Below are 13,025 nucleotides of genomic sequence, written 5' to 3'. Positions count from 1 at the left end.
AGTCAAGACTTAATCTAACAGTTGCACATAATGTCCGGTAGGCATCCGCCTGCATAGTTTATGTCTTTATGTTCTTCTGGCTGAAAACATAAGAATACCTGAAAACACGAAGAATAATATATCCGTCCGCAAATAATATAAAAGAAAAACTCTGTGTCCTCCGTGGTGAACTAAAAAACATAACCATTATGAACCGAATCGTAGAATGCGTTCCCAATTTCAGCGAGGGGCGCGACTTGCAGAAAATAGATAAGATTGTAGCTCCGTTCCGGGGCAAACAAGGTGTAAAGTTACTGGATTACAGTAACGACGAAGACCATAACCGCCTGGTAGTTACTGTGGTGGGCGAACCCGAACCGCTTCGCGATGCCGTTCTCGAAGCGGTCGGTATAGCAGTACAGCTTATCGACCTGAACGGACACCAGGGGCAGCATCCCCGTATGGGGGCTGTGGACGTTGTGCCTTTCATACCTATTAAGAATGTAACAATGGAAGAAGCCGTTGCGCTCTCCAAAGAAGTGGGCGAGGAAGTGGCGAAGCGTTATAACGTACCTGTATTCCTTTACGAGAAGTCCGCTTCCGCCCCTCACCGGGAGAACCTTGCTGCTGTCCGTAAAGGTGAGTTCGAGGGTATGGCAGAGAAAATAAAACTTCCCGAATGGCAGCCCGATTTCGGCCCTGCCGAACGTCATCCTACTGCGGGAACGGTAGCTGTTGGCGCACGTATGCCGCTGGTTGCCTACAATATCAACCTGAATACGCCGAGCCTGGAGATTGCACACGATATCGCCAAGAAGATACGCTTTATCGGCGGCGGCCTGCGTTACTGCAAGGCTATGGGGGTAGAGCTGAAAGACCGGGGGATTACCCAGGTGTCTATCAATATGACCGATTATACCCGCACGGCGCTTTACCGTGCTTTCGAGCTGGTACGCATCGAGGCGCGCCGTTACGGTGTCAGCATCGTAGGCAGTGAGATTATCGGGCTTGTACCTATGGAAGCGCTGATTGATACGGCTTCCTACTACCTCGGGCTGGAGAACTTCTCGATGCAGCAGGTATTGGAAGCCAGGATAATGGAGTGATTTTATAGCCGACCTTTCATCCTGAAATCAATAAATATGACGGAGAATCTTATCATTTTCAATGCCCGTGTAGTAACCCCTGTCGGTTTTTCCGCCCGCCGCGGCAGGGAAATGGGGGAGCTTTGCATCATGGACAATGCTACGGTGGAAGTTACCGACGGCATCATTACCTATGTCGGAACCAACCGGGGAGAGGAGCGCGACGGCTATTACCAGCATTACTGGCATTACAATGCCCGCGGCAAATGCCTTTTGCCCGGTTTTGTCGATTCGCACACCCATTTCGTCTTTGGCGGGGAGCGTGCCGAAGAGTTTTCCTGGCGTCTGAAGGGCGAAAGCTATATGTCTATCATGGAGCGCGGCGGTGGTATCGCCAGTACGGTGAAGGCTACCCGTGATTGCAATTTCATCCGGTTGCGGGGCAAGGCGGAAGGCTTCTTGAGGCAAATGAGCATCATGGGCGTCACCACCGTCGAAGGTAAAAGCGGTTACGGGCTGGACAAAGAAACCGAACTGCTGCAACTCCGTGTGATGCGCAGCCTGAACCATGACGAGCACAAGCGGGTGGACATCGTTTCCACCTTTCTCGGTGCGCATGCAGTGCCGCCGGAGTACAACGGGCGTACGGACGATTATGTCGATTTTCTTATCCGCGAGGTAATGCCTGCCGTCGTCCAGAACCGCCTGGCGGAATTTTGCGATGTTTTTTGCGAGCAGGGCGTGTTCTCTGTCGAACAGTCCCGCCGCTTGCTCGCCGCTGCCCGTGAAATGGGGCTGGCGCCGAAACTCCATGCCGACGAAATCGTACCGTTGGGCGGTGCGGAACTGGCTGCGGAACTCTCCGCCGTCTCTGCCGACCACCTGCTGCACGCTTCCGATGCCGGCATTCGTGCTATGGCGGATAGGGGAGTGGTTGCCACCTTGCTCCCTCTTACGGCTTTTGCACTGAAAGAACCCTATGCCCGTGGGCGCGAAATGATTGATGCGGGTTGTGCCGTGGCATTGGCTACCGACCTCAATCCCGGCAGTTGTTTCTCCGGCTCTATCCCGTTGACCTTTGCATTGGCATGTATCTATATGAAGATGAGCATCGAAGAAGCCATTACCGCCCTTACGCTGAATGGGGCTGCCGCCCTGAACCGTGCCGGCAGTATCGGCAGTATCGAAGTGGGGAAAAAAGGAGATTTCGTCGTGCTGAATACGGACAATTATCATTTCCTGCCCTATTACGTAGGCATGAACTGCGTACATACCACGGTGAAGGAAGGTGTGCTCTATCCGGTGCTTTAACAGAGAACAGATAACCTGATATTTAATACCTAATATTTTAATTCCATGTTAGTCGATTTAACAGTCAAAGAGTTTTTGAATAAAGTGGCGGGCAGCGAGCCCGTCCCCGGCGGCGGAAGCATCGCCGCATTGAATGGAGCCATTGCTTCGGCTTTGGCAGCAATGGTTGCCAATCTCACAGTCGGCAAGAAAGGCTATGAAGCCCATGAGGAGCTGATGCAGCGTATCTCTGAAATGGCTTTGCAGGAGGGCAAGACCTTTATCGCGGATATCGACCGCGACTCCGAAGCATACGACAGCGTGTTCGCCTGCTTCAAGATGCCGAAGGCTACCGATGAAGAAAAGGCTGCCCGCAGCGCCGCCATTCAGGAGGCCACCAAGTTTGCCGCCCTTGTACCCATGCAGGTAGCCCGCAACGCTTACGGGCTGATGACCGTCATTGCAGATGTAGCCCGCCTGGGCAACCGTAATGCCGTGACCGATGCTTGCGTAGCGATGATGTCCGCCCGTTCGGCCGTGTTGGGGGCGTTAATGAATGTGCGTATCAACCTCGGCTCACTGAAAGACAAGGAATTCGTAGCCGGACTTCGAGCTGAGGCCGACGAGTTGGAACGCCTTGCCTGCGCCAAAGAGAAAGAATTGTTGGACGAAATCAATAGGGAGCTCAGCGTATGAAAAATGTCTATTATGTCGGTTCGGGCGAGTTGACCTTCGACCTTATCGAACGCATCATCAACGAGAATCTGAAACTCGAGTTGGCTCCTGAAGCCAAAGAACGCATACAGAAATGCCGCGACTACCTGGATAAGAAAACGGCCGAGTCCGCAGAGCCCCTATACGGGATAACCACCGGTTTCGGCTCCCTGTGCAGCAAAAACATCTCGCCGGACGAGCTGGGAACCCTACAAGAGAACCTCATCAAGAGCCATGCTTGCAGTGTGGGCGAAGAAATCCGCCCCGTCATCATCAAGCTGATGATGTTGCTTAAGGCGCATGCGCTCTCCCTGGGACATAGCGGTGTGCAGGTCATTACCGTACAGCGTATCCTCGACTTCTTCAATAACGACGTGATGCCTATCGTCTACGACCGCGGCTCGTTGGGCGCTTCGGGCGACCTTGCGCCGCTTGCCAACCTTTTCCTGCCTCTTATCGGTGTGGGCGATGTCTATTACAAAGGGCAGAAGCGCGAGGCAATCAGCGTACTCGACGAGTTTGGCTGGGAACCCGTTAAGCTGATGAGTAAAGAAGGACTTGCCTTGCTGAACGGTACGCAGTTTATGAGCGCCAACGGTGTCTTTGCCATTCTCAAGGCATTCCGCCTCTCCAAGAAAGCCGACTTGATAGCCGCCCTTTCCCTGGAAGCGTTTGACGGCCGTATCGACCCTTTCATGGACTGCATCCAGCAAATCCGTCCCCACAAAGGACAAATCGAGACGGGAGAGAACTTCCGCAAGCTGCTGGAAGGCAGCGAACTCATCGCCCGTCCCGGCAAGCATGTGCAAGACCCGTACTCTTTCCGCTGTGTGCCGCAGGTGCATGGCGCAACGAAGGATGCTATCCGTTATGTATCTTCGGTCTTGCTGACGGAAATCAATTCCGTAACGGACAATCCCACTATCTTTCCGGACGAAGACCTCATTATCTCCGGCGGAAACTTCCACGGGCAGCCGCTTGCCATTTCGTACGATTTCCTGGGCATCGCCCTTGCCGAGTTGGGAAATATTTCCGAGCGCCGCGTTGCCCAGCTCATTATGGGGTTGCGCGGGTTGCCGGAGTTCCTGGTTGCCAATCCCGGCCTGAACTCGGGATTCATGATTCCCCAATACGCTGCCGCCTCTATGGTAAGCCAGAACAAGATGTATTGTTATGCCGCCAGCAGTGATTCCATTGTATCCAGCAACGGGCAGGAAGACCACGTAAGCATGGGCGCCAATGCCGCCACGAAGCTCTACCGCATCATGGACAACCTGGAACACATCCTGGCTATCGAGCTGATGAATGCTGCGCAGGGCATCGATTTCCGCCGTCCGCAGAAAACCTCGCCCATTCTGGAACGTTTCCTGCACGAGTACCGTAAAGAAGTTCCTTTCGTGAAAGACGACATCGTGATGTACAAGGAAATTCATAAAACCGTGGCATTCCTTAGCCGTACCAAGTTCGATTATTAAGAAAACTGTCCGGAAAATCTACCATAACCCTAATTTTTATTAACCGTTCGATAAAAGAAAGAAAACTTAATCATTTCATTAAGTTTTCTTTCTATATTTGCTTTGTTTTATTCCGAAAAATGGATAATTAAGAGTTTTGAATTTTAAAAGGAAAAGCAATGAGCGAATATACCAGGCACTTTGTTCCTCGTCCGGAACTTAGAGAACGGATTATCGAGACTGCCGTAAAAGCATTTTCTACGCACGGTATTAAGAGCATTACAATGGACGATATCGCCACTTCATTGGGTATTTCCAAGCGTACTCTTTATGAAGTTTTTTCCGATAAGGAAACCTTGCTGGAGGAGTGCATCCTGAAAGGCCAGAGGGAGGGAGACGAATTCCTGAAGAACGTACTTGCCACCTCCGGCAATGTATTGGAAGTCCTGCTGAAGTGCTACCAGCGCAGTATCGAGAAATTCCATGCTACCAACAAGAAGTTTTTCGAAGACCTCAAGAAATACCCCAAGGCCTACGGGCTGATGACGAGCCGGCACAACCGCGATTCGGAAGAAACGGTGAACTTCTTTAAGGAAGGGGTGAAGCAAGGTATTTTCCGCGATGATGTGAACTTTGCCATAATCAATCTGCTGGTAAGGGAGCAGATTGACCTGCTGATGAATACGGACATCTGCAAGGAATACTCTTTTCTCGAGGTGTACGAATCTATCATGTTTACTTTTCTGCGGGGCATCTCTACGGAGAAAGGGGCGCATGAGCTGGAAGCATTCATCCGCGAATATCGCAAAAAGACGATTCCCGACAGTAATATCGCAGAAAACGGGTAGAAAACGGCCGGTTGTTTTATGAAGATACAGAGATTGTCTCTATCTTAGCGCCCGGATTGATTATGGAAAAAAGTGTTTTGAAATATACGGGTTGGCTAATGCTTATCGTAGTGGCCGTACTTCTGCTGATGAGTTTGTTGCCGGGAGTTACGATAGGCGGTTATGTGTTGAGGAAGGTAGACATACTGGGCGATGTGCGCCCCTCCCCGGACGTGGTGAGCGAGCCGGACAGCCTGCCGCTTCCCCCTCCAAAAGTGAAACCGGCCTTTGTAGATACCTGCCGTAGCGGGATGACCTGTATCGAAGATTACAGCGACTCCACCCTGCGGGGCATGACACCTTTCTACCGTGCGCTGGACCGGCTGGCAGCAAAGCCCCGCCTGGTGCGTATCGCCTATTTCGGCGATTCCTTCATCGAAGCGGATATTCTTACGGCCGACCTGCGTGCGATGTTGCAAAACCGGTATGGCGGTTGCGGGGTAGGCTTCGTAACCATAACATCCATGACCAGCGGCTACCGCCCTACGGTACGGCATCGTTTCAACGGCTGGCAAAGCCATTCCCTACTGGACACCGTGTACTTCGACCGCAGCAAGCTGGGCATCTCGGGGCACTATTTCGTTCCGCATTCCGGGGCTTACGTAGAGCTTCGCGGGCAGAAAAACTATGCATCCCGGCTCGACACCTGCGGGCAGGCATCCATTTTCTTTTATAACAAAGGCGAAGTCACCCTCTCGGCATCCGTAAACAAAGGCGAGGCGCACACCGAAACTTTCCCTCCTACCGGCGGACTGCAAGAAATGGCGGTAACGGGGCATATCGGTTCCGTACGCTGGGATGTGGAAAGTGCCGATTCCACCTTATTCTACGGGCTGGCTATGGACGGTACGCAGGGTATCGTCCTCGATAACTTCTCGCTGCGCGGCAGCTCCGGCCTTTCGTTGCGTTCCCTTCCCCTCCGGATGCTGCGCGAGTTCAACGAACAGCGACCTTACGACTTGATAGTCCTCCAGTACGGACTGAACGTCGCCACGGAGCGCGGACGGAACTACGACCGCTACCGTGACGGGATGTTGGAAACCATTGCCCACCTGAAAAAAGCCTTTCCGCAGGCAGGCATCCTCATAGTCGGTGTAGGCGACCGCGAGTACAAGACCGAAACCGGCGACTTGCTGACCATGCCCGGCATTAAGAACCTCGTCCGCTACCAGCAGAACCTGGCGGCCGAGAGCGGCGTGGCTTTCTGGAACATGTTCGAAGCAATGGGCGGCGAGGGCAGTATGGCCGATATGGTACATGCCAAACCCTCTTTAGCCAATTATGATTATACGCATATCAACTTCCGCGGAGGTAAACACCTGGCGGGATTACTTTATGAGGCATTGGTTTATGGCAAGGAACAATACGACAGGAGGCGGGCTTATGAGGCGGAACCATAGGGCAGGCTCGTACGGCTTGCAGTGTACGATTGGCTGCGCGTTGTCCGTACTGCTTTTCTTTTCATTCTATCCGGTGCAGGGACTCTGCGCCCAAGACGTGCTTCCCGGTTGCCCCCGGCTTCAGGAAGTATCGGCCGATTACGACACCCTTATCGTCTACGGACAGCGTACGGATACCTTGCCCGTTCCTTGCATCGTCCTGCCGGAAGCCTTCCGGCAAATCGGAGAAAACGAGCTGATAGACAGTGTCGGTATTCTGAATCCCTTTTGGGAAAAGATGCGTATGTTGCGCCTGGGCGCTGCCACCGATACGGTACGTATCGTGCATGTGGGCGACAGCCATATCCGCGGACATGTCTTTCCGAGAACCACGGGCGGGCTGCTCCGGCAGACCTTCGGTGCGCTGTCTTATACGGATATGGGGATAAACGGTGCTTTCTGCTCCACCTTTACCCGTCCGGAGCGTGTGGCGGCGATTGCCGCCCTGCATCCCGACCTCGTCATCCTGTCTTTCGGAACGAACGAGAGCCATAACAGAAGATACAACCCCTTGTTGCACTACCGGCAGATGAACGAGCTGTTGCGTATGCTCCGCAGCAAGCTGCCCGGCGTTCCGGTACTGATGACCACTCCGCCCGGTTCGTACGAGAGCTTCCGCCAGCGGCGACGCCGGCGCACGTATAAGGTCAATCCCCATACCTCCGTCACCGTGCAGTCTATCCGCCGTTTCGCCGATGCCAACGGACTGGCGGTGTGGGATATGTACGAGGTTTTCGGCGGCGTCCGCCGTGCCTGTCTCAACTGGCAGGCGGCAGGGCTGATGCGCCCCGACCATATACACTATCTTCCGGAAGGCTATGCGTTGCAGGGAGAGATGTTCTACTGCGCCCTGCTGAAGGCATACAATGACTATTGCAGCCGGTAATTGAGCAGCCGGCATATCTTCCGGATTGCTTGGCGATATAAACCGAACATACACATATCCGATTAAACCGTAAACCGACCGATGTGGACTATTGACGAACTCCTGGACAAACTTAATATAGACCTTACCCGCCTGCACGAACTGTTCGTGTACGACCCGCACGCACCGATGATATTCAGCAGCGGCATTTTCCTGTGGCTGTTCACCGCTTTTATCGCGGTCTACCTGCTGCTGCAACGTCGCACTACCGCCCGTCTGTTGTTCGTCACCCTGTTCTCCTACTATTTTTATTATAAAAGCAGCGGCACTTATTTCTTCCTGCTTGCCGCTGTTACGGTAAGCGATTTCTTCATCGCCCGGTTCATGGAGCGTACCGCTGTGCGCTGGCGGCGTAAGGCGTGGGTCGTAGCCAGCCTGGCGATAAACCTGGGGATGCTGTGCTACTTTAAATATACGAATTTCCTCGGCGGCTTCTTTGCTTCGCTTACAGGCGGCACGTTCACGGCAGTAGATATCTTCCTCCCCGTAGGCATATCGTTTTTCACCTTCCAGTCGCTCAGTTATACAATCGATGTGTACCGTAAGGAGATAACACCCCTTACCAATCTGTTGGATTATGCGTTCTACGTATCCTTCTTTCCGCAGTTGGTGGCGGGGCCTATCGTGCGGGCACGCGACTTCATTCCGCAAATCCGCCGTCCGCTGTTCGTTTCCGGCGAGATGTTCGGAAGAGGCATCTTCCTGATTGTAAGCGGGCTTTTCAAGAAAGCGGTTATCTCGGACTATATCAGCATCAATTTTGTAGAGCGCATCTTCGATAACCCCACCTTGTATTCGGGAGTGGAAAACCTTATGGGCATTTACGGCTATGCGTTGCAAATCTATTGCGACTTCTCCGGTTATAGCGATATGGCTATCGGTATCGCCTTGCTGCTGGGCTTCCACTTCAATATGAATTTCGATTCCCCCTATAAGTCGGCATCCATAACGGAATTCTGGCGGCGTTGGCACATCTCGCTCTCCACCTGGCTGCGCGATTACCTCTATATCTCCCTGGGTGGCAACCGCAAAGGGAAGATACGCCAGTATGCCAACCTCATTATCACCATGTTTCTGGGCGGTTTGTGGCATGGCGCGTCCTGGAATTTCGTTTTCTGGGGAGTGCTGCACGGAGTGGCTCTGGCAGCCCATAAACTCTGGATGAGCATTACCGGTAGGAAGAAGGGAGAACGGAGTCACGGCATCCGCCGTTTCTTCGGTATTGTAATCACGTTCCACTTCGTTTGCTTCTGCTGGATATTCTTCCGTAATGCCGATTTCTCTACCTCGCTGGATATGCTGAACCAGCTATTCACCGCTTTCCGCCCCCAACTCTTTCCGCAACTGGTAGCGGGCTATTGGGAGGTGTTCGCTTTGATGTCGCTCGGATTCTTCCTCCATTTCGTGCCGGACAGTTGGGAGCATGCCTGCTGTAAGGCGGTTATCCGCCTTCCGCTTATCGGGAAGGCGCTGCTGCTCATCGCCGTAATTTACCTTGTGGTGCAGATGAAGAGCTCGGAGATACAGCCGTTTATCTATTTCCAGTTCTGACGGCCTGCCGTTGCGGTATGGAAACCGCGGATAAGGGAGAGAATGAAACATCCGGTAAAGTTTATGAAACATCCGGCACAATAGTATACCGGGCAACCCCGTATCTTTGTGGGACAAATAAATCTGATTACTATCATTAAAAACAACAACAATCATGAAACGGGAACTTATCTATTGGTTACCTCTTTTACTGCTGATAGGGTGTAGCCAGCCTACCTACCGGACTACTTCTCTGGCTCCGGAAAAACGGGCGGAACTTCTGCTGAAAGAACTTACTTTAGAGGAAAAAGTAGCATTGATGATGGACTCCTCCCAGCCGGTGGAGCGCCTGGGCATCAAACCCTATAACTGGTGGAACGAAGCGTTGCACGGCGTGGCACGTGCTGGACTGGCTACGGTTTTTCCGCAGCCGATAGGCATGGCGGCATCTTTCTCGCCGGAAACGGTGTACGAAGTATTCGATGCCGTATCGGATGAGGCGCGTGCAAAAAATGCACACTACGCATCCCAGGGAAGCTACGAGCGCTACCAGGGACTTACCATGTGGACGCCTACGGTGAATATCTACCGCGACCCTCGCTGGGGACGGGGCATCGAAACTTATGGCGAAGACCCCTATCTCACCAGCCGCATGGGCGTTATGGTAGTGAAGGGGTTGCAAGGAACCAATGACGGCAAGTACGACAAATTGCATGCTTGCGCCAAGCACTTTGCCGTGCACTCCGGGCCGGAATGGAACCGCCACTCTTTCAATGTGGAAGACCTCAGCGCACGCGATTTGTATGAAACCTATCTGCCGCCTTTCGAAGCATTGGTGAAGGAAGCCGGGGTAAAAGAGGTGATGTGCGCCTATAACCGCTTCGAAGGTAAGCCTTGCTGCGGAAGCGACCGTTTGCTGATGCAGATTTTGCGTGGTGAGTGGGGCTTCGACGGCATCGTCCTTTCCGATTGCGGCGCTATTGCCGATTTCTATAACGAGCATGGGCATAAGGTATCTCCCGATGCCGGGTCTGCTTCGGCAGCCGCTGTGCTGAGCGGAACGGATTTGGAATGCGGTTCCAGCTATAAGGCGCTGGTGCAGGCAGTCCGCGAGGGTAAGATTGACGAGCAAGACATTGATAAGGCAGTAGTACGCCTGCTGGAAGCCCGTTTCGCTTTGGGGGAAATGGACGACCCGGAACAGGTGTCCTGGACAAAGATACCTTTCTCAGTCGTTGCCTCGGCCGCACACGACTCGCTGGCGCTGGATATAGCCCGTAAATCCATGACATTGCTCCAGAACAAAGACGACATCCTGCCCTTGAAACGTGGTGGACTCACCGTAGCCGTTATGGGTCCCAACGCCAACGACTCCGTAATGCAGTGGGGCAATTATAACGGAATGCCTTCGCACACAGTCACTATTCTGGACGGAATACGCAACGCACTGGGTGCAGACGATAAGCTGATTTACGAGCAAGGTTGCAGTTGGGTGGAAAGAACGCTGATTCAAAGCGTGTTCAACCAATGCAAGTCCGCTGCCGGACAAGGGTTTACTGCGCGTTACTGGAACAACGTGAAGCGCGAGGGCGACCCGGTTACCACCACGCAGGTCACCACTCCTTTCCGCTTCTGTACATCGGGAGCCACGGTCTTTGCACCGGGAGTCAATCTGACGGACTTTTCCGCGACCTACAATAGTGTGCTCACTCCCCAACAGTCGGGCGAGGTGGTGTTCGAGATTTATACATACGGTTCCGGTCGCCTGCGCATTAATGGCGAAGAGGTGAAGCGTTTCTTCAATACGCACGGCGGCAGGTCGTTGAATTATACATTGCAGGTAAAGGCGGGTACTCCTTATGAAATTGAGCTCGACTTTGAATATTTCAGGAGCGATGCCCAATTGAATTTCGATATCGGCTTCAAGAAGAAAGTAGATATCGACGCTTCCGTGGCTCGTGTGAAGGATGCCGATGTCGTGATTTTTGCCAGCGGCGTATCTCCTGTTCTGGAAGGAGAGGAAATGGGTGTCAATCTTCCCGGTTTCAAGGGAGGAGACAGGACGGATATCGAATTGCCGTCCGTACAGCGCGAATTGATTAATGCGCTACACCGTGCCGGTAAGAAGATAATCCTGGTGAATTGCTCCGGTTCGCCCATTGCCCTGGAACCCGAAACGAAGAACTGCGAAGCTATCTTGCAGGCTTGGTATCCCGGCCAGGCAGGCGGAACTGCCGTGGCAGAGGTGCTGTTCGGCGATTATAACCCGGCGGGACGGTTACCTGTAACTTTTTATCGCAATATGTCCCAGCTTCCGGATTTTGAAGATTATAATATGACCGGCAGAACGTACCGTTATATGACTCAGCAACCACTTTTCCCCTTCGGCTACGGATTGAGCTATACCACCTTTGAGTATGGAAAATTAGTATTGGCCAACGACCGGATTAAGTCGGGAGAACCTCTGAAACTGACTGTCAACGTTACTAATAGCGGTCAGCGTGGCGGCGAAGAAGTTGTACAGGTTTATCTTAAAAAGCAGGAAGATGCCGAAGGACCGGTCAAGACCCTGCGTGCTTTTAAACGTGTCTATATTCCTGCCGGAAAGAGTGTCGATGTTGAATTTAGTCTGAACGATAAAGAATTGGAATGGTGGGATACCCAAAGCAATACCATGCGTGTCTGTGCAGGCAAGTACGATGTTATGGTGGGAAGAAGTTCGCAAGAACAGGACTTGCAGCATGGAAGTTTTGTAATAGAATAAAGTTCTGAATTTGCCTTCGGAATTGATTTCAGGAGTGCCGGGATGATTGTAAAATCTTATTCCGGCACTCCTTTTTGCTCCCTTCTCCGTTTTTGGGGGTAATTCTCTGTCCATTTTATGGTATGTTTTATCCGGATATCATTTCCGTTATGCTTTAACCGACATATCCTTTCCTCGCCCTGCCCGGCGTTGCTTGTACCTTGACAGATAATCCTCCTTTTTCATGTACCTTTCCCTGTTTTCTTAACGCTCCTCTTTCCTACGTCGTCTTATACTTAAAAGGCTTCTAATATGGTATTAAAAGGCTTTTAATCCCCTATTATAAGCCTTCCAATTGCATCCCAGTCGTAGCGTCATCCCTTTCTTATTTTCCGGTCATTCCTTTTTTCCGCAGAGCGTATGCCTCCTCATCCCCTCCTTCTTTCCGCCTGTTCCCCTCCTGCCTTTCCCCTCCGGGTGTCTCCATTGCCTATACCTGCATACACCTCCGCGCCACCGTCCGCCTTCGGATTTGTACGGACGCCCACCTTTACCCGTCCGCACATGGAAACGCGTGCTCGCGCCCTCCATGTGCGCCTTTATATACTATAATGTGTACCCTCCACCGCCGCCCTTCCTTCCCCTTAAAAAATATCCCCTCTGATATGCCTATCAATCAACCTTTTACGGAAAACCTTCAGGAAATAAAGTAAAAAACCTTCCCGTATATTTGGTTCATATTCCCAAAAGCCCTACTTTTGCATCCGCTTTCGGGAACGGAGGCAGCGTTGAATTGACATTCTGACAGAAACGGTGTAAGAAGCCTTTCATTTTTCTTCCATAAATGAGCAGTTTCATCCGAAACGTCCTCCTTTAAAAAGAAAAATGAAAAAACTTCCAAAAACATTTGGAAGTTATCCGGTAAAGTCCTTACCTTTGCACCCGCTTTCAGGAACAAGGCGGCGATTGAACAAATCCC

General features: G+C 52.2%; 10 protein-coding genes. 9 read left to right on the top strand and 1 reads right to left on the bottom strand.

The genetic code is table 11. The annotated features are described in order from the left end of the window. Window positions 1–188 precede the first annotated feature (188 nt). The 9 genes from ftcD (at window position 189) to xyl3A (ending at window position 12,067) form a co-directional block, all read left to right on the top strand. Complete coding sequence (ftcD, locus tag C233_RS0112140; RefSeq protein WP_018667859.1) at window positions 189–1,085, top strand: glutamate formimidoyltransferase; 897 nt, start codon at window positions 189–191, stop codon at window positions 1,083–1,085. 36 nt (window positions 1,086–1,121) lie between these two features. Next, on the top strand, window positions 1,122–2,375 hold the full coding sequence (hutI, locus tag C233_RS0112135) for an imidazolonepropionase (protein WP_018667858.1): 1,254 nt from the start codon (window positions 1,122–1,124) through the stop codon (window positions 2,373–2,375). A 45-nt stretch (window positions 2,376–2,420) separates the two neighbouring features. Beyond that, a complete protein-coding gene (locus C233_RS0112130; RefSeq protein WP_018667857.1) occupies window positions 2,421–3,050 on the top strand; it encodes a cyclodeaminase/cyclohydrolase family protein in 630 nt (209 codons plus the stop codon). Further along, window positions 3,047–4,543: a histidine ammonia-lyase gene (hutH, locus tag C233_RS0112125; protein WP_018667856.1), complete on the top strand. Its 1,497-nt coding sequence runs from the start codon at window positions 3,047–3,049 to the stop codon at window positions 4,541–4,543. The genes C233_RS0112130 and hutH overlap by 4 nt, the downstream gene beginning before the upstream one ends. Window positions 4,544–4,701: 158 nt before the next feature. Further along, the gene (locus tag C233_RS0112120) at window positions 4,702–5,370 is read left to right on the top strand and encodes a TetR/AcrR family transcriptional regulator (RefSeq protein ID WP_018667855.1); all 669 of its coding nucleotides are present in this window, start codon (window positions 4,702–4,704) and stop codon (window positions 5,368–5,370) included. Window positions 5,371–5,432: 62 nt separating this feature from the next. After that, the gene (locus C233_RS0112115) at window positions 5,433–6,809 is read left to right on the top strand and encodes an SGNH/GDSL hydrolase family protein (protein WP_018667854.1); all 1,377 of its coding nucleotides are present in this window, start codon (window positions 5,433–5,435) and stop codon (window positions 6,807–6,809) included. Continuing rightward, complete coding sequence (locus C233_RS0112110) at window positions 6,760–7,734, top strand: SGNH/GDSL hydrolase family protein (RefSeq protein ID WP_167321137.1); 975 nt, start codon at window positions 6,760–6,762, stop codon at window positions 7,732–7,734. The genes C233_RS0112115 and C233_RS0112110 overlap by 50 nt, the downstream gene beginning before the upstream one ends. A gap of 81 nt (window positions 7,735–7,815) precedes the next feature. After that, the gene (locus tag C233_RS0112105) at window positions 7,816–9,324 is read left to right on the top strand and encodes an MBOAT family O-acyltransferase (RefSeq protein WP_018667852.1); all 1,509 of its coding nucleotides are present in this window, start codon (window positions 7,816–7,818) and stop codon (window positions 9,322–9,324) included. A 154-nt stretch (window positions 9,325–9,478) separates the two neighbouring features. Then, window positions 9,479–12,067 carry a xylan 1,4-beta-xylosidase gene (gene xyl3A / locus C233_RS0112100; RefSeq protein WP_018667851.1) on the top strand — a complete coding sequence of 863 codons (2,589 nt, stop codon included), beginning with the start codon at window positions 9,479–9,481 and terminating at the stop codon, window positions 12,065–12,067. A 676-nt stretch (window positions 12,068–12,743) separates the two neighbouring features. On the opposite strand, the gene C233_RS24690 is transcribed toward xyl3A, so the two are convergent. After that, on the bottom strand, window positions 12,744–13,025 hold a 282-nt coding region (locus C233_RS24690; protein ID WP_018667849.1), incomplete at its 5' end, for a hypothetical protein.

It is taken from the genome of Bacteroides gallinarum DSM 18171 = JCM 13658 (assembly GCF_000374365.1).
GTDB classification, from domain to species: Bacteria; Bacteroidota; Bacteroidia; order Bacteroidales; family Bacteroidaceae; genus Bacteroides; species Bacteroides gallinarum.
The sequence above is the reverse complement of the archived record's forward strand: the minus strand, read 5'-3'. Positions and strand labels throughout refer to the sequence as shown.